The 23451-nt window shown below is 65.3% G+C and carries 16 protein-coding genes; 12 read left to right on the top strand and 4 right to left on the bottom strand.

What is annotated here, in order from left to right; genetic code table 11:
* Positions 1-44 precede the first annotated feature (44 nt).
* From CYD53_RS07815 to CYD53_RS07780, 8 genes are all read left to right on the top strand, one after another.
* The gene (locus CYD53_RS07815; RefSeq protein WP_103717502.1) at positions 45-455 is read left to right on the top strand and encodes an MAPEG family protein; all 411 of its coding nucleotides are present in this window, start codon (positions 45-47) and stop codon (positions 453-455) included.
* A 207-nt stretch (positions 456-662) separates the two neighbouring features.
* Positions 663-1904 (top strand): efflux RND transporter periplasmic adaptor subunit, encoded by a 1242-nt coding sequence (locus CYD53_RS07810; protein ID WP_181011748.1) that lies wholly within the window; start codon positions 663-665, stop codon positions 1902-1904.
* Positions 1904-5047 carry an efflux RND transporter permease subunit gene (locus tag CYD53_RS07805; protein ID WP_103717500.1) on the top strand — a complete coding sequence of 1048 codons (3144 nt, stop codon included), beginning with the start codon at positions 1904-1906 and terminating at the stop codon, positions 5045-5047. The genes CYD53_RS07810 and CYD53_RS07805 overlap by 1 nt, the downstream gene beginning before the upstream one ends.
* 294 nt (positions 5048-5341) lie before the next feature.
* The gene (locus CYD53_RS07800; RefSeq protein ID WP_103717499.1) at positions 5342-6352 is read left to right on the top strand and encodes a DUF2865 domain-containing protein; all 1011 of its coding nucleotides are present in this window, start codon (positions 5342-5344) and stop codon (positions 6350-6352) included.
* Positions 6353-6549: 197 nt separating this feature from the next.
* Positions 6550-7563 (top strand): extracellular solute-binding protein, encoded by a 1014-nt coding sequence (locus CYD53_RS07795; protein WP_103717498.1) that lies wholly within the window; start codon positions 6550-6552, stop codon positions 7561-7563.
* Entirely contained in the window at positions 7560-9239 is a 1680-nt protein-coding gene (locus CYD53_RS07790) for an ABC transporter permease (protein ID WP_103717497.1), read from the top strand. The genes CYD53_RS07795 and CYD53_RS07790 overlap by 4 nt, the downstream gene beginning before the upstream one ends.
* Positions 9240-9375: 136 nt before the next feature.
* Positions 9376-11130 carry an AsmA family protein gene (locus CYD53_RS07785; RefSeq protein ID WP_103717496.1) on the top strand — a complete coding sequence of 585 codons (1755 nt, stop codon included), beginning with the start codon at positions 9376-9378 and terminating at the stop codon, positions 11128-11130.
* Between the two features lie 103 nt (positions 11131-11233).
* Positions 11234-12427: an E22 family MetX-like putative esterase gene (locus CYD53_RS07780; protein WP_103717495.1), complete on the top strand. Its 1194-nt coding sequence runs from the start codon at positions 11234-11236 to the stop codon at positions 12425-12427.
* Positions 12428-12738: 311 nt separating this feature from the next.
* Here CYD53_RS07780 and CYD53_RS07775 read toward each other — a convergent pair whose 3' ends face one another.
* A complete protein-coding gene (locus CYD53_RS07775) occupies positions 12739-12939 on the bottom strand; it encodes a hypothetical protein (RefSeq protein ID WP_103717494.1) in 201 nt (66 codons plus the stop codon).
* Between the two features lie 299 nt (positions 12940-13238).
* Between CYD53_RS07775 and CYD53_RS07770 the strand changes: the two genes are divergently transcribed.
* Positions 13239-15026 carry a peptide ABC transporter substrate-binding protein gene (locus CYD53_RS07770; RefSeq protein WP_103717493.1) on the top strand — a complete coding sequence of 596 codons (1788 nt, stop codon included), beginning with the start codon at positions 13239-13241 and terminating at the stop codon, positions 15024-15026.
* A 192-nt stretch (positions 15027-15218) separates the two neighbouring features.
* Here the strand turns inward: CYD53_RS07770 and CYD53_RS07765 are convergent, their stop codons facing one another.
* Entirely contained in the window at positions 15219-15851 is a 633-nt protein-coding gene (locus CYD53_RS07765) for a MarC family protein (protein ID WP_103717492.1), read from the bottom strand.
* Between the two features lie 27 nt (positions 15852-15878).
* On the opposite strand from CYD53_RS07765, the gene CYD53_RS07760 reads away from it, so the two are divergent.
* On the top strand, positions 15879-16424 hold the full coding sequence (locus CYD53_RS07760) for a hypothetical protein (RefSeq protein ID WP_146055848.1): 546 nt from the start codon (positions 15879-15881) through the stop codon (positions 16422-16424).
* Positions 16425-16631: 207 nt separating this feature from the next.
* Positions 16632-19397, top strand: coding sequence for a DNA gyrase subunit A (gyrA, locus tag CYD53_RS07755; RefSeq protein WP_103717490.1), 2766 nt, complete (start codon positions 16632-16634; stop codon positions 19395-19397).
* Positions 19398-19687: 290 nt separating this feature from the next.
* On the opposite strand, the gene CYD53_RS07750 is transcribed toward gyrA, so the two are convergent.
* The gene (locus tag CYD53_RS07750) at positions 19688-20803 is read right to left on the bottom strand and encodes a M20 family metallopeptidase (protein WP_103717489.1); all 1116 of its coding nucleotides are present in this window, start codon (positions 20801-20803) and stop codon (positions 19688-19690) included.
* Positions 20804-20991: 188 nt separating this feature from the next.
* Between CYD53_RS07750 and CYD53_RS07745 the strand changes: the two genes are divergently transcribed.
* Complete coding sequence (locus CYD53_RS07745; RefSeq protein ID WP_103717569.1) at positions 20992-21462, top strand: VOC family protein; 471 nt, start codon at positions 20992-20994, stop codon at positions 21460-21462.
* Between the two features lie 133 nt (positions 21463-21595).
* Here CYD53_RS07745 and CYD53_RS07740 read toward each other — a convergent pair whose 3' ends face one another.
* On the bottom strand, positions 21596-23182 hold the full coding sequence (locus tag CYD53_RS07740; RefSeq protein ID WP_103717568.1) for an ABC transporter substrate-binding protein: 1587 nt from the start codon (positions 23180-23182) through the stop codon (positions 21596-21598).
* Positions 23183-23451 lie beyond the last annotated feature (269 nt).

Below are 23451 nucleotides of genomic sequence, written 5' to 3'. Positions count from 1 at the left end.
CACAGCCTGTACGTAGCCTCAGGAAAGCCGAACGGGAGCGCGCGATGACGTTGAAGCTGGTCTACCCCACCTTGGCGATGATCCTTTGGATCTTCGTGGTGCTCGTCATCGTCTTCCTGCGCCGCCAGGCTGCCTTCAAGAGCAAGCAGGTGCGCCTGGCCGATGTCGCCGTCTCCAGCGAGGGCTATCCCGAACCCGCCCGGTTGGCGGCAGCGAATTTCTCGAACCAGTTCGAGACACCGGTCGTCTTCTTCGCATTGATCATGCTGGCGATGGAGGTCGGCGCGAGCGGCTATGCGATGGCGGGGCTGGCCTGGGCCTTCGTCGCCAGCCGCGTCGTCCACACATTGATCCATGTCGGCTCGAACGCGATGAAGCCGCGCGCCGGCGTGTTCGCGCTCGGCGTACTGATCCTGTTCCTGATGTGGGTCGGGGTGGTCCTCGCGGTCGTCTGAGACGACGCACGCCAGAGACGATTCGCGGGCCTGATATATCCCGTCTGGACGCCTGTCACTTCCTCGCTACATGCCGCGATAAACCGTGTTTACTGCTTGCGCCCCTGACCCAGCGTCGGCATGCTAAATGCTTGCGGCGGTAACGGTTTGGGGACAACCGTTTGGTTGGGATCAGAGGCTCGTCCTCCCTCTGGCGCAAGGCTTGACATGGCAGTTCTGACTTTTGGGCGCGTGGCTCTTTTGGCCGTTGTCGGCGCCGTCGGCGCAGGCGCGGGTTTTCACTATGCCGGCAAGCCGGTGCCATGGCCTCTCGACAAGATACCCTACGGCAAGGTCATACCGCCTCTGACGGAAGCCGCGCAGCCCGCGCAGCGCGCAGCAGCCCCGCAACGCCCGCCAGTGACGATCGTTACCGCCAAGGCCGAGCGGATGCCGATGCCCGTGCGGCTCGACGCCATCGGCACGGTGCAGACGCTATCGGCCGTCACGGTACGCTCCCGCGTCGAAAGCCAGATCATGGAAGTCGGCTTCAAGGACGGCGACTACGTCAAGAAGGGCGACCTGCTCTTCCGGCTCGATTCCCGCCAGCTCGAAACGCAGCTCAGGCAGGCCGAGGCGAATGTCGTGCGCGACAAGGCCTCACTGGTCTCCGCCGAGGCCGATCTGCGCCGCGCCGAGGAACTTGCCAAGCGCGACTTCGCAACCGACCAGCGGCTCGAGACCGCGCGTGCCGCAGCCGCGACCTTGCGGGCCTCGATCCGCGGCGGCGAGGCGGCGGTCGACGGGCTGAAGGTCCAACTCAGCTACTACACCATCGTCTCGCCGGTTTCGGGCCGCATCGGCGTCGCGGCGCTGAAGGAGGGCAACATCGCCAAGGTCGGCGATACCTCCGGCGCCTTGGCGACGATCAACCAGATCGACCCGATCTATGCCAGCTTCGCCCTGCCCCAGCGCCATCTGCCGGCGATCCGCGCCGCGATGAACGCCGACACGGCCACGGTGCTGGCAACGCAGCAAGGCGTCGCCAAGGGCGTCGAGGGCAAGATCGCCGTGGTCGATAACACGGTCGACGCCACCACCGGAACGATCCAGCTGCGTGCCATCTTCGACAACGCAGCCGAGGTGCTCTGGCCGGGCGCACTCTGCCAGATCCGCGTCACCTTGCGCGTCGAGCCCGATGCGCTGACCGTGCCGCGCGAGGCCGTTCAGAACGGCCAGAACGGCCCCTTCGTCTTCGTCATCGAAGACAACATTGCCAAAGCGCGTACCGTCGTGCTCGACCGCACCGTCGACGGGCGCGTCGTGCTCGCCTCGGGCCTGACGGGTGGCGAGGCGGTCGTGGTCGACGGCGCGCTGCTGCTGACCAACGGCGCCCGCACGATCGAACGCAATCGCGGCGGCCAGCAGGTGCCGAGCAACCAGACCTCTCAGCGCGGGAGTGCCGGCTGATGAACCTGCCCGAGGCCTGCATTCGTCGTCCGGTGATGACGACGTTGATCATGGCGACCTTCCTGATCTTCGGCTTCTTCGCCTTCAAGCAATTGCCGGTCGCGGCGCTGCCGCGCGTCGATTTCCCGACGATCAATGTCAGCGCCCGCATGCCCGGCGCGAGCCCTGAGACGATGGCATCCTCGATCGCAGCTCCGCTCGAGCGCGAATTCGCCTCGATCTCCGGCATCACCTCGATGTCCTCGGTCTCGCAGCAGGGCTCGACCTCGATCACGCTGCAATTCGACCTCAACCGCAACATCGATGGCGCTGCGCTCGACGTGCAGGCGGCGCTGAGCGCGACCGCCCGGCGACTGCCGCCGGAGTTGCCGACCCCGCCGAGCTTCAGGAAGGTCAATCCGGCCGATACGCCGATCCTGTTCATGGTACTGACCTCGGCGACCAAGCCGCTCTACGAGGTCCATGAGTTCGGCGAGAACGTGCTGCAGCAGCAGATTTCGCAGCTCAACGGCGTCGCCCAGGTCAACATCTTCGGCGCGCAGAAATACGCCGTGCGGGTCAAGATCAATCCCGATGCGGTCTCCTCGCGCGGCCTTGCGCTTTCGGATGTGCGCACCGCCATCGCCGCAGCCAACTCCAATTCGCCCGTCGGCACGCTGAACGGCGAGAACCAGCGCCTGACGCTGGGCGCGACCGGCCAGATGGAGCGCGCCGGCGAATACGGCAATCTGATCGTCGCCCAGAAGAACGGCGTGCCGATCCGGCTCGAGGATCTCGCGACGGTCTATGACTCGGTCGAGAACGACCAGACCGCGAGCTGGTACAACGGCCAGCGCTCGATCCTGCTCGCCGTCTATCGTCAATCCGACGCCAATACCGTCGATGTCGTCGACAGCATCAAGGCCCGGCTCGAGAGCTATCGCTCGCAGTTGCCTGCCGCAATCGAGCTGCACGCGCTGAACGACCGCTCGATCCCGATCCGCGAAGCGGTCGAGGATGTCGAGTTCTCGCTCGTCGTCGCCATCGCGCTCGTCATCATGGTGATCTTCCTGTTCCTGAAGAGCCTGGCGGCAACCGTGATCCCGACGCTGGCGCTGCCGATCTCGCTGATCGGCACCTTCGCGATCATGCACGCGCTCGGCTATTCGCTCGACAACATCTCGCTGCTGGCGCTGACGCTGGCGGTCGGCTTCGTCGTCGACGACGCCATCGTCATGCTGGAGAACATCATCCGGCATATCGAGATGGGCAAGAAGCCGTTCCAGGCGGCACTCGACGGCTCGCGCGAGATCGGCTTCACCATTCTCTCGATCACCATCTCCCTGGTAGCGGTGTTCATCCCGGTCTTCTTCATGGGCGGTGTCGTCGGCAAGGTCTTCGCCGAGTTCGCCGGCACGATCGCCGCCTCGATCATCGTCTCGGGCTTCGTCTCGCTGACGCTGACGCCGATGCTGTGCGCCCGCTTCCTCAAGGCGCATGATCACCACAAGAAGCCGAACATCCTCGAGCGGGTCTTCGAGGCCGGCTTCCAGGCGATGCTCGACGCCTATCGCTGGACGCTGGACTGGGTCCTCAAGGCTCGCGTCCTGATGCTGATCTTCACGCTCGGCACCGTCTGGGTCTCGGCGTCGCTCTATACCTCGATCCCGAAGGGCTTTTTCCCGACCGAGGACACCGGCCTGTTGCGCGCCTCGACCGAAGGACCGCCCGACACCTCCTTCGAGGCCATGGCCGAGCGCCAGCAGCGTGTCTCGGCCATCGTCAAGGCCGATCCCGCAGTCGATTATCTGAATGCCAATATCGGCGGCTTCAACGCCACCAGCAACGGCTTCATGTTCATCTCGCTGAAGCCGAAGGAACAGCGCGACAAGGCGGAGGTGGTCATCGCAAGACTCAGGCGCGCGACCGCTGAGGTGCCCGGCATCACCGCCGTGTTCCAGCAGGTTCAGAACATCAACCTGAACGCCGGACGCTCCTCGCGCGCGCAGTACCTCTATTCGCTGCAGGGGCCGGACCTGAATCAACTCTTCACCTATGCCCCGCTGATGCAGCAGCGCCTGTCGCAGATCCCGCAATTGCGCGACGCCAATATCGACCTGCAACTGCGCAATCCGCAGCTCTCGATCGATATCGACCGCGAGCGCGCCGCCAGTCTCGGCATCACCAGCGACCAGATCCGACAGGCGCTGGGCAACGCCTTCGGCTCGCGGCAGATCGCGACGATCTTCACCCCGGCGACCGATTATCAGGTCATCATGGAGGCCGACCGCATCTACCAGCAGGATCCGGGCGTGCTCTCGCGCCTGCAGCTCAAGGCCGCGAACGGCCTCAACGTACCCTTGGAATCAGTCGCGACGATCAAGCCGAGCGTCGGGCCGCTGGCGGTCAACCGCATCTCGCAGCAGCCGGCGGTGACGATCTCGTTCAACACCGCGCCGGGCATCTCGCTTGGCGACGCGGTCAACGCCATCCGGGCGGCCGAACGCGACGTCAACCTGCCCGCCACCATCGTGACCAGCTTCGCAGGGTCCGCGCAGCTCTTCCAGGATGCGCTGAAGGGCCAGGGCCTGCTGATCTTCGCCGCCATCCTGGTGATCTACATCATCCTCGGGATTCTCTACGAGAGCTTCATCCACCCGATCACCATCCTGTCCGGCCTGCCCTCGGCCGGCCTGGGCGCCCTGCTCGCGCTCGAATATTTCGGCATGGACCTGTCCGTGATCGCGATCATCGGCATCCTGATGCTTGTCGGTATCGTCAAGAAGAACGCGATCATGATGGTCGATTTCGCGATCGAGCGGCGCAAGATGGGCGACGACGCGCTCAGCGCCATCCGCGAGGCGGCGCTGGTGCGCTTCCGGCCGATCATGATGACGAGCTTTGCGGCGATCTTCGGCGTGCTGCCAATCGCGCTCGGCCATGGCGCCGGCGCCGAATTGCGCCAGCCCCTCGGCATCGCCGTCGTCGGCGGCCTGATGGTCTCGCAATTGCTGACGCTCTACATCACCCCCGTCGTCTATTTCTATCTCGACAAGGTCGACAGCTGGCTCTCGGGCCGCAACCGGCGGGACAGCCAGCAGGACATGCTCGTACCTGGCGTCCCCGTGGCGGTGCCCCAGGCCGTCCACAAGCCGGAACTCTGATGCAATAGGGCGATATTCGCCCCTGTTTGCCTGCCCCACGATCGAAAGGGCGCGCTGCGTTAAGCATCGCGCCCTTTTTCCGTGTGCTGCGCCGCAGCGACGTTGAAGCTTAACAAAAAGTGAATTACACCCATTCGGCGGCGGACGAGTAAACAAGCGTAGGGTGGAGTCGACGCGATGTTACGTGTCCGTGAAGTTCCGGCGGGAGGTTTGTCCCGCAGTGATATTCTTGTCGCCGCAAGCACCGCAGCACCATCTGCGTCACGGGGCAACCGTGCGACCAGGCTCATCGCGATGACGGGGCTGGGCCTGGCGCTCGGCGCGGGCGGCACGATCTTCACCATCTCTCTCGTCCAGGCCGAGGACGACGCAGGCGCCCGCACTTTTCTGCTGCAGGAAGGCGCCAATCGCCGGGCCGCGCAGCAGGCTGCCTCAGCCCCCGCCGCGCCGACCGCCTACGCGCCGTCTCGCAGCCGCTGGGAACTGCCGCTCTGGCGCACGCAGGCCGATGGGCGCATCGCCCACCCCGCGGTCAGCCTCAACCCGTTCCGGCCGCATGACGTGCCCACCGGCGTAGTGCAGCGCCAGCACGCCAAGACGCTGCAGACCAAGGCTCAGCAGGCCAGAACGCAGCAGGCGGTCCGGCTCGATACGGTCTCCGGCGCAGCCGATGTCGCCCGCACCATCTGCGTGCGCCTGTGCGACGGCTTTCACGCGCCCATCGGCTATCTGCGCAACCAATCCGACATGAAGGCGCATGAGGCGCTCTGCCAGGCGATGAATCCGGGCATCCCCGTCAAGGTCTTCCGGGTCGCCGCGGGTGCTGCGACCATCGAGGAAGCCCAGGCCGCCGACGGCAAGCGCTATTCCGCCCTGCCTGTCGCCCATGGCCATGAGACCTCTGCCGATCCCGCCTGCCGGCCGGCCATCGTCCAGGCCGGAGAGCGCCGGGTCTCGCTCTTGCGCGACTTCACCCTGCGCCCCGGCGACAGCGTCGTGCTTGACGGCAAGGTCCGCACCTTCATGGGCGGCTCGCGCTGGCCTTACAGCACCAGCGACTTCCGCGATTTCCGCAAGGCCTCCGAGCTCAGCAAGGGCCAGCGCCAGCAGATCGACGAGCGCGTCGGCATCTCCCGCATGGAGGCGCAGGCGCGCGGCCTGCGCCGGCAGATGCTCCTGCGCGAGGCCAGCCTGCATGACGACAGCGTCATCAGCGACGCGGTTCCGCTGCGCGGCACGCTCGATCCCACCGCACGTGGGCAGGCCCGCATCATTCCGATCGCCACATCCTCGACGCAGCCCTGATTCTGGCCCTCCAGCTGAAAAGACGGCAGGTTGTGCAGCCTTCCGGTCTTTAGAACCAGCCTAAACTGATGCCAGATTAGAACGCCTTCAAGTCTCTGATCTTACTCCATTTTTTGTTGACGCAACGCCAACCTGGCTCTACCCCTCCCGGCCTTAAGCCCCAGAAGCGGGGCCTTTAATCGAGAGGGAGCGCCCCCATGAGCCACTCCACCCATCTGTCCGCCCTGGCGCTGGCCACCGGCCTGCTGGCGACACCGGTCATGGCGCAGAGCGTCAACCTCTACACCACGCGCGAGCCCGGCCTGCTCAATCCGGTGCTTGCCGCCTTCACCCAGGACACCGGCATCAAGGTCAACGCCGTGTTCCTGAAGGACGGCTTGCAGGAGCGCATCAAGGCGGAAGGCGCCAACAGCCCTGCCGATGTGATGCTGGTGGTCGATGTCGGCGAGATCAATGCAGCCGTGGACGCCGGCATCACCCAGCCGGTCAAGTCGGCTGCGGTCGACAAGATCGTGCCGGCGCAATTGCGCGGTCCCGACGACAGCTGGGTCACCCTGACCAAGCGCGCCCGCATCGTCATCGTCTCGAAGGACCGGGTGCAGCAGGACGCGATCACCTATGAGGATCTCGCTGACCCGAAATGGAAGGGCAAGTTCTGCATCCGCGCCGGCCAGCACCCCTATAATAATGCCTTCTTCGCAGCCTATCTCGCCCGCAACGGCGCCGAGAAGACGGAAGGCTATCTCAAGGCGTTGAAGGCCAACACCGCCCGCAAGCCCGGCGGCGGAGACCGCGACGTCGCCCGCGATATCCTCTCGGGCCAGTGCGACATCGCCTTGATCAACACCTATTACATCGGCCTGATGAGCCAGGCCAAGAACGAGCAGAAGGGCTGGTACGACGCAATCAAGCCGCTGAAGACGACCTTCGCCAATGGCGGCACCCATGTGAACGTCTCAGCCGCCGCGATCGCCAGGAACGCGCCCAACAAGGACAATGCGGTCAAGCTGATCGAATACATGCTCACCCCGAAGGCGCAGGAGCTCTATGGCGACGGCAACTTCGAATTCCCGGTCAATGCCGAGGTCAAGGAGAGCGCCGCCGTCAAGCTGCTCGGCGCGATCACACCCGACAAGACGCCGCTGACCGACATCGCCAGGAACCGCAAGGCCGCGGCCGATCTCGTCGACAAGGTCGGCTTCGACAATTGAGCCTGGACGCGCCCGCCAGATCGCTGCGACGGCCGTCATTCCCATGGCGGCCGTCGACGCATTTCGCCTGGGCGTCGCTGCTCGGCGCGGGGCTCGTCGCCACTCCTCTCATCGCGCTGGCGCTGACCGCGCTCTCGCCAGAGGCCGCGCAGATCTGGCCGCATCTCGCCGCCAACGTCATTCCTCGGGCACTCGGCGACACCTTGCGGCTGCTGCTCGGTGTCGGCGCCCTCTGCGCGGTGATCGGCGTCACGACCGCCTGGCTCGTCACGCAATATGACTTTCCGGGCCGGCGCGCCTTCGAATGGCTGCTGGTCCTGCCGCTGGCGATGCCGACCTACATCACCGCCTATATCTACGTGGAATTCCTGGGCTTCCAGGGGCCGTTCCAGACGGCTCTGCGGGCCCTCACCGGCTGGCGCTCGCTGCGCGATTACTGGTTTCCCGACCCCCGCAATCTCGTCGGCGCGATCGTCATCATGGCGCTTGTGCTCTACCCTTACGTCTATCTCAGCGTGCGGGCGCTTTTCGGCCTGCAGGGCGCAGCGATGGTCGAGGCGGCGCGCACTTTAGGCGCCTCGCGACGGCGCCTGTTCTGGCGCATCGGCCTGCCGATGGCGCGCCCGGCGCTGGCCGCCGGCCTGACGCTCGCCTTGCTCGAAACCCTGAACGATGTCGGCGCCACAGAATATCTCGGCGTGCGCTCGTTGACGCTGTCGATCTACACAACCTGGGTCAATCGAGGATCGCTGCCCGGCGCAGCCCAGATCGCCTGCGTCATGCTGGTGATGGTCGTCGGGCTGATCCTTATCGAGAAACGCCTGCGCGGCCAGCGGCGCTTTGCGCTCTCGGTGCGCCAGCCGCGCCCCGTCGGGCGCACCAGGCTCACTGGGCGCGCAGCCCTCAGTGCCGCGCTCATCTGCGCCCTGCCCGTCCTGTTCGGCGCTCTCCTGCCGATCGGCTTCCTGCTCCGCGAGGTGCTGTCACGCGGTCTGCTGGAGCAGGCCGACGCCGCCTTGCTGCGAAATCTCGCCAATGCGCTGCTGCTCGCGAGCCTGGCCTCGGGCCTCGTCGTCGCGCTCGGCCTCGCCATCGCGGCGGCCAGCCGGCTTGGGCGCGAGGCCTGGCTCCCGGCTCTGGCGCGCACGGCCTCGCTCGGCTACGCCGTGCCCGGCACGGTGCTGGCGCTGGGCCTGCTGGTGCCGCTCGCGGCGCTGGACAACAGGCTGGCCGACGCCGCGCAGACCTGGCTCGGCGTCAATCCGGGTCTCTTTCTGATCGGCTCCGGCGCAGCGCTTGTCATCGCCTATACCGTGCGCTTCCTCTCTATCGCGATTGCCGGTATCGAAAGCGGACTCGCGCGGGTTTCGCCGCGGATCGACGACGCCGCCCGGCTGCTCGGTGCCGGAGCACCCGAATTGCTGCGGCGGGTGCATTGGCCGTTGATGCGCCCGGCGATCACGGCCGCGGCCTTGCTCGTCTTCGTCGATTGCCTGAAGGAGCTGCCGGCGACGCTGCTGTTGCGGCCGCTCAATCTCGACACCCTGGCAACGATCGTCTACGGCCACGCCTCGCGCGGCAGCTTCGAGGATGGTGCGCTCGCCAGCCTGCTGATCGTGCTGGCCGGCCTCTATCCCGCCATCACCCTGGCGCGGGCGGGCGATAAGCCTGCCTGAGTCACGACAAGGCAGGTTCTCGACAAGGCCGGTCACCCCGAGAAGCTCCGTCATCTCGACAAGGTCCTGGCATCGTCATAAACCGGTCACCGGCCGAAAACCGGCTTCAGGCCGGATTCGCGCCACGCAAAGGCTCATGACAAGACGCGCTTCCATTCTCGCCTACGGCCTCGTCATCGCCGTCGTGCTGCTCGGATTGCAATCCTGGAGCATCGCGGTCGGGCGGGTCGAACAGCGTGTGATCGCGGCCATAGAGCTGCGCACCGGGCTCGAGGTCACCGGGATCGAGCGCGCCGAGATCGCGCTTCTGCCCTTGCCGCGCATCAGCCTGTCCAAGGTCACGTTCCGGCAGCACGACGACCTCCTGACGGGATCCGCCCTGCGGATCAAGGCCCGCGCGCGCATTCTGCCTCTGCTCATCGGGCAGTTCAGGTTCGATCGCATCGAATTGGTCGTGCCGCAGATCGACGTCGCGGTCGCAGGCACGGATGACGGGCTCGGCGACTGGCTCACGCCGCCCCTGGCCTATCTCGAGAGGCTGAAAGTCCAGAGCCGCATCATCATCACCGCCGGCTCGGTCTTCATGCGGGCGCAGGGCGTGATCCGCACCATCCTGCGCGACGTCAACCTCGTCCTCCAGGATCGCGACGCCGACGAGCCGCTGAGCCTGTCGGGTTCGCTGACCTGGCGCGGCGTGCCAACGCAGGTCAGCCTGCTCTGGCCGATGGCCGGCGCGAATGCCCGGCTGGCGCTGACGGCAGCCTCGCCCGTGATGAACCTGCAATTCGAGGGCATTCGCAGCGGCCTGAACGACCCCGTCGTCAACGGCCGGCTCTCGCTTGCGACCAAGGCCTTGCCTGAACTGCTCGGCTGGTTCGGCGAAACACCGCGTCTGGCCTCCGCGATCGGCCCGCTCCATCTGACCGCCGACGCGCAGATCAAGCCGCATGAGGCCTCGCTGAGCAACGCCATCGTCAGCCTCGAAGGCGAGCGGCTCGAAGGCGCGATCAAGCTCGGCGACGTCGGCGGGCGGCTGGCCCTGTCCGGCACGCTGGCTGGCGCGACGCTCGATCTCGGCCGGCTCTATGGTCGCCTCGGCTTGCTGCCCGCCGCTGCGCCGGAGAACGAGAGTGCCCCGCTCGATTTCGACGCCTGGACCGCCCATGATATCGACCTGCGCATCTCCGTCGACGCGGCCAGGGTCAATGGCGCGCGGCTCGATGATGTCGCGACCTATCTCCTGATCAAAAAAGGGCGTTTCGAGGCTGGGCTGCTGCGTGCCAGCGCTTATGGTGGCGCCGTGAAGGGCCGGTTCCTGGCGCTGGCGGCGCCAGGCGGCGTCGACGTCAAGCTCCAGGGCGGCTTCGACAAGGTCAATCTCGGCAAGGCTGCCGGCGATGTACCGGACCTGGCGAAGCTCAGCGGCACCGGCACGCTGCAAATCGCGCTGGACGGTCTCGGCGCATCCTTCGAAGAGGTCGTCGCCTCGCTCAGTGGCAAGGCCGGCCTGAGCCTGCGCCAGGGCGAACTCGGCGGCGTCGCCTTCGGCGAGCTGCTGCGCCGGATGGAGCGCAATCCAAGCCTCGTGCTGCGCGACTGGCGGCAGGGCAAGACCCCGTTCGACATGGCGGCCATCAATCTCGGCGTCGCCAATGGCGTCGCGATGGTGACCGATGCGCAGATGATCGGCCCCGGCTATCAATTGACGCTGGCCGGCCAAGTCTCGCTGCCTGGGCGCGCTTATGAAATGGGCCTCCTGCTCACACCCAGCAATGGCCCGCTCCGCCTGCCCTTCACCCTCAAGGGTCCGCTCGACAACCCGACGCTGGATCTCGACACCGAGACGCTGTCGCGCGGAGCCACCGCTTTTCCGACGCAGCTTCTCCGCTGAGCCGGAGCTGAAGCGCCGCTTTTTACGGCTTTCATTGCGGGGCGAATTCCGCTCTCATGCCTCCCAAGGCCGCCTGACGGCCGTTCAAGGGGAGGATATCGGCATGAAGCACTGGATTGCAGGCGCGGCCGGCGTCGTGGGATTGATGATGACGGGCATGATCACGACGGGCATGGCCCAATCTCAGGAGCTGATCGTCGAAAAGAAGGTCTTCGAACTGCCGAGCTACACCACGCAGAGCGGTCGAACCCTCAAGAACGTCAAGGTCGGCTGGGAGAGCTACGGCACGCTCAACGCCGACAAATCGAACGCGATCCTGATCTGCCATTTCTTCTCCGGCAATTCGCACGCCGCCGGCAAATACGCCGCCGCAGACGCCGCTCCCGGCTATTGGGACGCCATCGTCGGTCCCGGCAAGGCGATCGACACGAACAAATATTTCGTCCTCTCCTCCGATACGCTGGTCAACCTCAACACCGGCGACCCCAAGACCACGACGACCGGCCCCGCCTCGATCGATCCCGACACCGGCAAGCCCTATGCGCTCGATTTCCCGATCGTGACCGTCGGCGACTTCGTCAATGTCCAGAAGGCTTTGGTCGAAAGCCTCGGCATCCGGAAGCTCGTGCTGGTCGCCGGCCCCTCGATGGGCGCGCTGCAGACCTATGAATGGGCGGCGAGCTATCCCGAGATGGTCGCCAAGGCGATGCCGGTGATCGGCGCGGCCGAGGCCGACGCACAGCTCATCGCCTGGCTCGACGTCTGGGCCGCGCCCATCCTTGTCGACCAGAACTGGAACAACGGCAATTACTACGGCAAGACACCGCCCAATGCCGGCCTCGCCAAGGCGCTGGCCGTGGTCACGCTCCAGGCCAATCACGGCGACTGGACCAACGGCACCTTCGGCCGCCGTCCCGCCAAGGAGAGCGATGCCCCGGCCAAGGCGCTCGCCAACAAGTTCCAGGTCCAGAGCATTCTCGACAATGCCGGCGAGGCCCGCGCGAAAGTCTCGGACGCCAACCATTTCCTCTATCTCGTCAAAGCGAACCAGCTCTATGCCGCCGGCGGCATCTCGCTCGCGGACGCGGCCAGCAAGATCAAGGCGCCCGTGCTGCTGATCAGCCAGCCCAAGGATCTCGTCTTCACCGCGGACACCATCGAGCGCACCGCCGAGACGCTCAAGAAGGGCGGCGTCAACCTCACCCAGGCCTTCATCCAGGGCACGCGCGGCCATCTCGACGGCGTCATCTCGATGAAGCAGGCCGAAGGCCCGATCCGGGCGTTCCTGGAGAAATAGCTCTCGTCCCTTTTCGGCCAATCGCGCCTCCTCCCTTCTCCCCTCGCGGGAAGGATGACGCCGCCACCCGAAATCCAGCAGGCGCGGGGGGCCCTCTGCTGTAAGGAGAGGGTCGGGTGAGGTGTCGGCCGTTTGACGCCGTGGCCGTGACCTGACCGCAGCGAGGCGGTGAGGTTAACGCTCAACTGGTCCAGGAGCCTGCACCTAACCCCTGCCCCTCTCCTTGCAGGAGCGGGGTTCCCCGCGCCCTCCTGCACGGCGACAGTCGCCACGATCACGTCGAGCCCCCCGCCAGAGCCACAGCTACGCCCCTAGCGACCGGAGCGGCTGTCTTGCTCCCGGCGCCAGGCGATCAGGGACAACAACAGCGGCGCTACGGTTACGCCGAGGATGGCGCCGCCTGCGGTCCATCCCAGCGCTCCTCCGCCGATCAGTTCGTCGCTCACGAAGGCCGCAGCGAACACTCCGACGAGCGCGAGCAAGACCCTGGCAATCCAACCGCTTCCGGTCATCGAGAGCTCCGTCCATCCCCCGTTCCCATGAAATTCGTACGTCTTCGGCCTGGGGAGGCTGCCTCGGAGCCGGCCGACAGTCCCCGATAGCTGGTAGCGATTTACGGAATGGCCGCGATGCAGCGCAAGCGGGCCTCGACGCCCCCTACTCCGCCGCCGCCTTAAGCTGGGCTTAAGGTTGCGGCTCTTACGACGTGTGCCGCGGCCAAAGCATAACCGTGCTTTGGATTTGATAAAACAAGACTAGATCTGATCAAATTCTTGATCGGTATCTTGTCGATGTGATGCGAAGGCAAGTCATGAATATTCAGCATATCCAGGGCATGGTGCAAAATCTGAAAGAAGGCCGTCTATCGCGACGCTCCTTCATCCAGAAGATGGCGGCGTTTGGCATCGGCGCCCCGATCGCAAGCCAGATTCTTGCCTGGAACAATGTCGCGATGGCCAACGCCACGCTCGAATACAAGCCGGCCAAGGCCGGCGGTGGCGGGCCGCTCAAGATCCTGCTCTGGCAGGCGCCGACGCTGCTGAACCCGCATTTCGCCTCCGGCACCAAGGACCAGATCGCCTCGCGCATCTTCTATGAGCCGCTGGCCGGCTGGGACAAGGAGGGCAACCTCATCCCGCAACTCGCTGCCGCAGTTCCGAGCAAGGAGAATGGCGGCCTCTCGGAAGACGGCACGAGCGTCACCTGGAAGCTGAAGCCCGGCGTGAAGTGGCATGACGGCAAGCCGCTCACCGCCGACGACGTCGTCTTTACCTGGGAATACGCCGCCGATCCGGCGACCGCCGCCTACACCACCGGCGCTTACAAGGACATCAAAGTCGAGAAGGTCGACGATCTCACCGTCAAGGTGATCTTCAGCAAGCCGACACCGTTCTGGGCCGACGCCTTCGTCGGCGTCGCCGGCATGATCATCCCGAAGCATCATTTCGCCGAGTACAAGGGCGCCAAATCGCGCGAAGCCCCGGCCAACCTCAAGCCCGTCGGCACCGGCCCCTATAAATTCGCCGACTTCAAGCCCGGCGACATCCTCGCCGGCACGCGCAACGAGGATTACCACGTCAAGAACCAGCCGCATTTCGACACGCTCGAAGTGAAGGGCGGCGGTGACGCGGTCTCCGCGGCGCGCGCGGTGCTGCAGACCGGCGAGTACGACTATGCCTGGGATACGCTGGTCGAGGACGAGGTCCTCAAGCGCCTGGAGACCGGCGGCCGCGGCAAGATCAGCGCGGCGCCCGCAGGCGATGTCGAGTTCATCACCCTCAACACGACCGATCCGTGGACCGAGGTCGATGGCGAGCGTTCCAGCGTCAAGACCAAGCACCCGACGCTGTCCGATCCGGCCGTCCGCCAGGCGATCAACCTTTTGATCGACCGCGACTCGATCCAGAAGTTCATCTATGGCCGCGGCGGCGTCGCCACGGCGAGCTTCGTCAACGAGCCCAAGCAGTTCAAGTCGAGCAAGCTGAAATACGAGTTCAGCGTCGACAAGGCCAACAAGCTTCTCGATGAAGCCGGCTGGAAGAAAGGCGCCGACGGCATCCGCGAGAAGGACGGCAAGAAGCTGAAGTTCGTCTTCCAGACCTCGATCAACGCCCCGCGCCAGAAGGTCCAGGCCATCATCAAGCAGGCCTGCCAGCGTGCCGGCATCGAACTGGAGCTGAAGTCGGTCACGGCTTCGGTGTTCTTCTCGTCCGATGTCGCCAACCCCGACACCTACACCAAGCTCTATGTCGACATGGAGATGTACACCACGACGCAGCCGCAGCCCGATCCGGAGCGCTTCCTCAACCAGTTCACCTCCTGGGAGGTCGCCAACAAGGAGAATAAATGGCTGGGTCGCAACGTCTCGCGCTATACCGATCCCGCGGCGGACGACGCCTATAAGGCTGCCCAGAAGGAGCTCGATCCGGCCAAGCGCGCCGCGCTGCTGATCAAGGTCAACGAGATCTTCTGCGAGGCCAACGTCATCCTGCCGGTGCTATCGCGCCGGAAGGTCGTCGCCGCGGCGAACACGCTGTCGCACGACCATAGCGGCTGGGACGTCGACACCTGGAACCTCGCTGCCTGGTATCGCAGCTAAACGCCAGCCAGCCCCTCGCGGAGACACCGTCTCCGCGAGGGGCTGCTTCGCAACAAGAAAGCCCGGTGGGCTCAATCCGCCGGGATTTCTTGCATATGTGGGCAGCATCGGGACGGAGCCTGCGTCCAACTTGGCTCGAAAGGGGCCATAGCTGATGGCGTCGCGGCCGCATCAAGGGCCGCGCGAACCGCCCTACCCCGCCGTGATCACCGCCTTCACCCCATCGATCACGAACTGCACCGCAAGCGCCGCCAGGATCACGCCGAGCAGGCGCGTCAGCACGACATTGCCGGTGATGCCGAGCAGCCGGGCCATCGGCACCGCCAGCAGGAAGACGACGAGGCAGGATAGGATCACCAGGCCGCAGATCACGGCGAGCGCGGCCAGCATCAGCGGGTTGCCCTCGGCCCTGCCGGCCAGCAGCATCATCGCCGTCAATGCGCCGGGCCCCGCCATCAGCGGGATCGCCAGCGGGAAGGCCGCGACATTGCGGATATGGTCTTGCGTGATTGCGATCTCGGCGGTCTGCGCCTTGCGCTCGTTGCGGCGCTCGAACACCATCTCGAACGAGATCCAGAACAGCAGCAAGCCGCCCGCGATGCGGAAGGCCGGCAACGAAACGCCGAGCGCCTTCAGCACGATGTCTCCCGCGATGCCGAAGAAGGCCATGATGCCGAATGCGATGATGCAGGCGCGAACCGCGACTTGCTTGCGTTCATCGCCCGTCATCCCGCGCGTCAGCGACAGGAAGATCGGCGCAAGCCCCGGCGGGTCGAGCGTGACCAGAAGCGTGACAAGCGCAGAGGTGAGGAAATCGAGGTTCATGACCCGAACTTATGTTAGTTTGCGCGCATGAACCAAACGGCATTGACCGCTCGTGACATGCTGGCGAGCGACACGCAAGCGTGCTCAAGCATCGCGTTCCGCTCGAACGAGAGCCGTTGGGGAGCTTTGATTTATGCCGGGCTGGGCGGCTGGCTGGTCTACGAGGCAGCGTCCGAGGGCGGCTGGAAGGGCATCATCGCCGGCATTGGCTCCGGTGCGTTCTTCGCGCTGACGATCTTGGGAAAGGTGATGGCGGGACCGGATCGCTCAGCGCATCTGACCTTCGACACCGAAGGCCTTGCCGCACCGGAGGTTTTCGCACGCAAATTACCTTGGTCAGCGATTAGCAGTTACTCGTTCGACAGCGGCGGGCCGGAAAGCAGCCCGGCGCTTTATATCAAGGTCGCAAACCCCGAGCTTTTTGAGCCGAAGCCTAGGGGACTTCTGCAGAATTGGCTGGCTCGCAGGAATGCGTTGACTGGCTTGCGCGTTGCACTAGGCCGACTGGATTGCGACTATGACGATATCGATGCCGCGTTTCGACGCTTCGCGCCATCGACCCTCAAAACCTGACATCGCCATCGCGGCCTTCCCGGTTCAATTGGGGCAGGTTCATGGCAATCCCTTAGTTGGGTTTCCGAGCGCAGTGATTTTCATGCTGTAAACTATTGGAAATACTTCACTTTCTTTTCTGCGGATAGAAGGCTGTTTCGCTGGCGCACAGGCCCGGAATCGGGTAGCCAGAAGCTTGAAAAATAGCAGGAATCGGGACCCAATCCCTTGAGCGACGACACAGACGACAAGCGCCCGGACGAGCCGCATTTCGGCGGCGACATCAAGCCGATCGCGATCACCGACGAGATGAAGAAGAGCTATCTCGATTACGCCATGAGCGTGATCGTGAGCCGCGCTCTGCCCGACGTCCGCGACGGCCTGAAGCCCGTGCACCGGCGCATCCTGTTCTCGATGCACGAGAATAAGAACACGCCCGACCGGCCCTACACCAAATGCGCCCGCATCGTCGGCGACACGATGGGTAAATACCATCCGCACGGCAATCTCGCGGTCTATGACGCGCTGGTGCGCATGGCGCAGGATTTCTCGCTGCGCCTGCCGCTGATCGACGGTCAGGGCAATTTCGGCTCGATGGACGGCGATAGCGCGGCGGCCGATCGTTATACCGAGGCCAGGCTCGACAAGGCGGCGATGTCGCTGCTGGAGGATCTCGACCTCGACACGGTCGAGTTCCAGCCGAACTATGACGGCAAGGAACTCGAGCCGAAGGTCCTGCCGGCGCGCTTCCCCAATCTGCTCGTCAACGGCGCCGGCGGCATCGCCGTCGGTATGGCGACCAACATCCCGCCGCATAATCTCGGCGAGGTCATCGACGCCTGCATCGCGCTGATCGACAACCCCGAGATCACGATCGACGAGTTGATCGAGATCGTGCCCGGCCCGGATTTCCCGACCGGCGCCTCGATCATGGGCCGCAGCGGCATCCACTCCGCCTATCATACCGGCCGTGGTTCGATCGTGATGCGTTCGAAGACGCATATCGAGGAACTGCGCAAGGAGCGCGAGGCGATCATCGTCACCGAGGTGCCCTACCAGGTGAACAAGGCCTCGATGGTCGAGAAGATTGCCGATCTGGTGCGCGAGAAGCGCATCGAGGGCATCTCGGACCTGCGCGACGAATCCAGCCGCGAGGGCGTGCGCGTCGTCATCGAGATCAAGCGCGACGCGGTCGCCGATGTCGTGCTCAACCAGCTCTACCGCTTCACCCCGCTGCAGACCTCGTTTGGCGCCAATATGGTGGCGCTGACCGGCGGCCGGCCGGAGATCCTGAACCTCAAGGACTTCATCGCGGCCTTCGTCGAGTTCCGCGAAGAGGTCGTCTCGCGGCGTACCCGCTATCTGCTCAACAAGGCTCGCGAGCGCGCCCATGTGCTCTGCGGCCTCGCCACGGCGGTTGCCAATATCGACGAGGTCATCCGCCTGATCCGCACCGCGCCGACGCCGGCCGCCGCCCATGCTTCGTTGATGGAACGCAACTGGCCGGCAGAGGACATCGCGCCCCTGATCGCGCTGGTCGACGATCCGCGCCATCCGCTGAATGCCGACGGCACCTACAAGCTGTCGGACGCGCAGGCCAAGGCGATCCTCGAACTGCGCCTCGCCCGCCTGACCGCTCTGGGCCGCGACGAGATCGGCGAAGAGCTGTCGAAGCTCGCCACCGAGATCGCCGACTATCTCGAGATCCTGCGCTCGCGGGTACGCATCCAGACGATCATCAAGAACGAGCTTGTCGAGGTGAAGGCCGCCTTCGCCACGCCGCGCCGCACCGTGATCCAGGATTGGGGGTCCGACCTCGACGATGAGGATCTGATCGCGCGCGAGGACATGGTCGTCACCGTGTCCCATGCCGGCTACATCAAGCGCGTGCCGCTCTCGACCTATCGGGCACAGAAGCGCGGCGGCAAGGGCCGCTCCGGCATGGCGACACGCGACGAGGATTTCGTCGCGCGGCTGTTCGTCGCCAGCACGCACACGCCGGTGCTGTTCTTCTCCTCGCATGGCCAGGTCTACAAGGAGAAGGTCTGGCGGCTGCCGCTGGCGGCGCCGAACGCGCGCGGCAAGGCGCTGGTCAACATGCTGCCGCTCGAACTGAACGAGCGCATCACCACGATCATGCCGCTGCCGGAGGACGAGGAGAGCTGGGAGAAGCTCGACGTGATGTTCGCCACCGCCTCGGGCGGCGTCAGGCGCAACAAGCTGTCGGACTTCGTCAACGTCAACCGCGCCGGCAAGATCGCGATGAAACTCGACGAGGGCGACGCCATCGTCGACGTGCAAATCTGCACCGAGGACAACGACGTGCTGCTGACCACAGCGCTTGGCCAGTGCATCCGCTTCCCGGTGCCGGAGGTGCGCGTCTTCAAGGGCCGCGATTCGACCGGCGTGCGCGGCATCTCGCTCGCCAAGGACGACATCGTCATCTCGATGGCGATCCTGCGCCATGTCGAGGCCGATGGCGAGACGCGCCAGGCCTACCTCAAGCTGCGCCGCGCCATCGCCGGAGAGATCGGCGACGACGCCACGGCGAGCGATGGCGAAGAGGCGACCGGCAATGCCGAGATCAGCCAGGAGCGTTATGTCGAGCTCTCCGAGGCCGAAGAGGTCATTCTGACCATCTCGGTGAACGGCTATGGCAAGCGCACCTCGGCCTATGAGTACCGGATCACCGGGCGCGGCGGCAAAGGCATCGTCGCCATGGCCACCACCGAGCGCAACGGCAATCTGATCGCCTCCTTCCCGGTGGAGGAGAGCGACCAGATCATGCTGGTGACCGACGGCGGCCAGCTCATCCGCTGCCCGGTCGACCAGATCGGCGTCAAGGGCCGCGCGACGCAGGGCGTCACCATCTTCAACACCGCCGACGGCGAGAAGGTCGTCTCGGTCGAGCGCGTCAGCGACGATGGCGGGGACGATGAGGGCGAAGGCGAGGCCGAGGCCGGCCCGGCGCCGGAGGAGAGCAGCGGGGAGTGATCTCCTCGCCGCCCTCTTCCCAAGTTGATCACGGAGCCACGACAGAGAACCCTCTCCCGTAGGGAGAGGGCAGGGTGAGGGGTCGGCCGTTGGACGTTTGGCCGTAACCTCACCGCCGCTCCATCGTCATTGCGAACGCGAAGCAATGCAGGGTTGCAGAGCGAGCCTTCCAGGATTGCTTCGCGCTCGCAATGACGGCGAGGTCGTCGCCCAACTGGCCAGGGGCCTACACCTCACCCCTGCCCCTCTCCTTACAGGAGAGGGGTTCCCCGCGCCCTTCCCGTCCCTCTTCAGATCGTCTCCAGCAAGCCCTTGATCAGCGCCCGGCGCGGGGCGATCGAGGAGACCAGCCCGTACTCGCTCAGCGTATGGGCGCCGCCGCCATCGATGCCGAGGCCGTCCAGCGTGGGGATGCCCAGCGCCGCGGTGAAATTGCCGTCCGAGCCGCCGCCGGTCATCGGCACGTCCTGCAGGTCGAAGCCGATCCCCGCCGCGATGCCGCGCGCCGTCTCGAACAGCCCGGCCACGGCAGTCGACTTCTCGTAAGGCGGCCGGTTCATCCCGCCAGTGACCTTGATCACGACATCGGGATCGCGTGGCGTCAGGCCGATGATGCGGTTCTCCATCATCACGCCATCGGCGAGACTGGTGACGCGGCAATCGACGGAAAACCAGGCGTGCTGCGGTATCACATTGGCCGCGGTGCCGCCTCCGACCAGTGCGACCGAGGTCGTGATGCCGCGCGCATAATCGGTCATGCCCTCGATCGCCAGGATCTGATGCGCCGCCTCGCGGATGGCGCTGCGGCCATCGGCATGGCGCGTGCCGGAATGAGCGGGCCTGCCCTCCAGCTTGACGTCGAAGCGGCCGACTCCCTTGCGCGCGGTGACGATCCGCCCACCGTCGCGCGCCGGCTCCGTCACCAGGACGGCTGCCGATTTGCGCCCGATCTCCTCGATCACGCCGCGCGTCGTCGGCGAGCCGATCTCCTCATCGGGCGTGAACAGGAAGACCATCGGCCGCTTGGCCGAGCCCGCGATCGCGACCTCCTTGAAGGCCTGCAGCGCAAGCCAGGCCCCGCCTTTCATATCGCAGGCGCCCGGACCATAGAGCTTGTCGCCCTCGACGCGCACCGGCAGATCCTTGGCGCTGGTGCCGACCGGATGGACCGTGTCGAGATGCGACATCACCGCGACCGCAAGCTCGCCATTATTGGGGCCGCCGCGCAGGATCAGGCTGTCGCCGAGCCCGTCACGGCCCTGCAGGCGCTCGACCGCGATCGGCAGCCCTTCGACCTCCCTGGCGACGAGATCCATCATCCCGTTCACGCCGGGCGCATGATGGGTGGGGCTCTCCAGGGCAAGCCAGACGGAGAGGGCGGAAACGGCGGGATCAATTGTGCTCATCTCGCAAGCTTCGCCAAGAAGCATGGCGCGAGCAAGGACGCACGGCGCCGAGGCCGCCTTGTCCACACCGCATGGCGAGCCGCCATGGCAGGTTGACATGACGCACCGCCTCTACTTAACCATATGGTTAAGTAGAGGCGGTGCCCAACCCAACCGCGACAGCCCCGACGGAGGACAACATGCCCGGCATCCAGAAGATCACGCCCTTCCTGTGGTTCGACAATCAGGCCGAGGAGGCGGTCGACTTCTATCTTTCGGTCTTCAAGAATGCGAAGCCCGGCCCGGTGATGCGCTGCGGCGATGCGGGTCCCGGCCCCAAGGGCAGCGTGCTCTGCGCATCTTTCGAACTCGAAGGCGTGCAGTTCATCGCCATGAATGGCGGGCCGCATTTCAAGTTCACCGAAGCGATCTCGCTCCTGATCCATTGCGGCTCGCAAGAGGAGGTCGATTACTTCTGGGACAAGCTCGGCGATGGCGGCCAGACGAGCCAATGCGGCTGGCTCAAGGACAGATACGGCCTGTCCTGGCAGGTCACGCCCGACCGGCTCCTGGAACTGAACATGGACCCCGACCCCGCCAAGGCCGGCCGGGTCATGCAGGCCATGATGCAGATGACCAAGATCGACATCGCCGCGCTGGAGCGCGCCGCAGCGGGGTGAGTGATCATCCAGGATGCAGAGCACGTCATGGTCGGGCTTGACCCGACCATCTCTTAAACCAGAGCAGTCTGGTCATGAGATTCGGGGCAAGCCCGAAAATGACGCGCTACGATGACTCCGTACCTCTCTCCACTCACACCCGCTTGACGTTCCAGAAGGTCGGGAAGCTCGCCAGCACACCGGTCAGCGTCTTGCGATAGGCCGTCGGCTGGAAATACTGGCCGAGCGGCGCATAAGGCACGTCCTCGAAGACCTGTTTCTGGATATCGGCCGCAATCGCCTTCTGCGCGGCAAGGTCGGGTGCCTCGATCCAGGCATCGCGCAAGGCTTCGATCTTGGGCGCCACCGGCCAGCCCGGCCAGGCATTGGCGCCATTGCCGCGCAGCGAGAGATGGCCGACGGGGTCGAACATGTCGAGCCCGGCCCAGCCCGTGAAGAAGCAGTTCCAGCCGCCTTGCGCCGGCGGCTCCTTCTTGGCACGCCGCGCGACGACGGTGCCCCAATCCATCGCCTGATAGTCGACATTCATGCCGATGCGCATCAGCATCTCGTTGGCGACCTCGCATTCGGCCTTGAGATTGGCGAGATCGGTGACGCCGAGCAGCACGACCTTTTCGCCATTATAACCGGCCGCCGCCAGCACCTGCTTGACCTTGCCGACATCGCGCGGGCCGTTGAGCACCTCCATGCCGGCATCGCTCGCCATCGGCGTGCCCGGCGGGAACACGCCGACCCCAGGGCGCCACAAGCTTTTGTCAGGCCCACCGACCGCTTCCATGAACTCGGACTGGTCGATCGCCAGCAGGATCGCGCGGCGGATCGCCGGGTTGTCGAAGGGCGGATGCAGATGATTCATCCGCATGATCGCAACCGCGCCAGTGGTCTCCTTGACCACGACCTCGATCGCGGGATTCTTCGCCAGCAACGGCAGCAGATCGGGCAAGGGCTGCTCGACCCAGTCGATCTCGCCGCTCTGCAGCGCCGCCGCCGCCGTCGCGGGATCGGGCAGAGTGTGCCATTCGACCCGGTCGAAATTCACGATCTTGGGCCCGGCGGTGCGGCCGGGCACGCCGCCGTTGCGCGGAACATAGCCGGCGAATTTCTCATAGACGGCACGGCTGCCCGATTGGCGCTCCGCCGCGACGAAGCGGAACGGGCCGCTGCCGACGACCTCGGTGACCTGGGTGAAGGCGTCCGTGTTCGCCAACCGCTCCGGCATGATCACCGGCATGAAGGCGGTCATCTTGGCGAGCGCATCGGGCAGGAGCGGGAACGGCTTCTTCAAGCGGAATTGCAGCGTCCTGTCGTCGACGGCGGTGAGCTCGTCGGTCAGCCCCAGCAGCGTCTGGCCGAAGGAATCGCGCTTGCCCCAGCGCTTCAGGCTCGCCACGCAGTCGCGCGCCAGCACGCGCGCGCCGTCATGAAAGACGAGGCCGTCGCGCAGCTTGATCGTCCAGACCTTGCCATCGGCATCGGCGACCGCGCCCTCGGCCATTTGCGGCTGGGCCTTGTAGGTCTCATCCTGCCCAAACAGCGTGTCGTAGACCATGAAGGCGTGGTTGCGCGTCACTGTCGCCGTCGTCCAGATCGGATCGACCACGGCGAGATCGGCCTGCGGCACGAATTTCAGCACGCTCTTGTCGGCCGCACGCCCGATATGCGGAGCGGGCAAGGCCAACGCCGCGGCGCCAAACTGGATGAACCTACGCCGTGTCGGCATGATCGACCTCCTCTCGCTGAACCGGAAGCGCAGCACAAGCGAAAGCCTATCCTGCAGCCAGAATCAGGCAAGCGGCATGCCAATGCGCGGCGACCGCATCGGGAAGACGATCAAAAAATTGGCGGTCGCATGTCGTCCTGGACGCCGATCACCGGGATTGGGGGAGATACATTACTCTCCGACTTCTTCCTCAGGGCTGCTCTGCCGCCCCTAGCCTCGAAGCCGAGGCCGAGGAAGACGCTTACAAACCTGCGGCCCCATGGCTCTAA

This window comes from Allobosea psychrotolerans (genome assembly GCF_002917105.1).
GTDB classification, from domain to species: domain Bacteria; phylum Pseudomonadota; class Alphaproteobacteria; order Rhizobiales; family Beijerinckiaceae; genus Allobosea; species Allobosea psychrotolerans.
The sequence above is the reverse complement of the archived record's forward strand: the minus strand, read 5'-3'. Positions and strand labels throughout refer to the sequence as shown.